Annotated in this window: 2 pseudogenes; both read right to left on the bottom strand. The window is 68.8% G+C overall.

From position 1 onward, the window contains the following. Positions 1-237 (bottom strand): annotated as a pseudogene (locus JCM19049_RS21615) (3-oxoacyl-ACP synthase); the annotation flags it as partial. Between the two features lie 47 nt (positions 238-284). Beyond that, a pseudogene (locus JCM19049_RS16520) lies at positions 285-701 on the bottom strand (ACP S-malonyltransferase); the annotation flags it as partial.

The raw sequence follows: 701 nt of genomic DNA, 5'->3' as shown, positions 1-701 counted from the left end.
CCAGGCCGGTGTCGGCCAGGGCCGCCTGCCCGGCGGCCACGCACATGTCCAGCAGCGAGGTGTTCTCATCCGCACGGTAGCGGGTGATGATCCGGTGCGCTGGCGGATCCACTCATCGGAGGAATCGATCCACTGGCACACGTCCTGGTTGGTCACCACCACGGTGGGCCGGTAGCTTCCGGTGCCCAGGATGCGGCTGTGGGCGTTTGGTGTCACCTGGTTCAGCACAGCGCTCATGTTCTCTTCTTTCCTCGCCACGTCGTATCGGTTCGCAGGGAACCGGGTTAGGCCACGTGCTCGTTGACGAACTTGCGGGCGTCCTCCAGGTCCTCGGGGGACTTCAGCGCCAGGGTCTTCACGCCCTTCAGCCCGCGGCGGCCAGGCCCACCAGGGTGCCGGCCGGGGCCAGCTCCAGAATGCCTGACGCGGCGGCCAGCTGCTCCATGCACTGGTCCCAGCGCACCGGGCGGGAGACCTGCGACCAGCGACGCCAGGTTCGCCTTGCCGTCGGCCACCGGCTCCGTCGTAGTTCGACAGCAGCGGCACGGCCGGTCGGCCGGGTCCAGCTTGGCCGACAGCTCCTTCAGCACGCCCACGGCCGGGGCCATGTGCTCGGTGTGGAATGCCCCGGCAACCTTCAGCGGGATGACCCGGGCCTTGGCCGGCGGGTTCTCGCTCAGCGCCTTGATCTGCTCCATGGT

This window comes from Arthrobacter sp. JCM 19049, from assembly GCF_001310435.1.
This window is presented reverse-complemented; position numbering and strand designations above follow the sequence as displayed.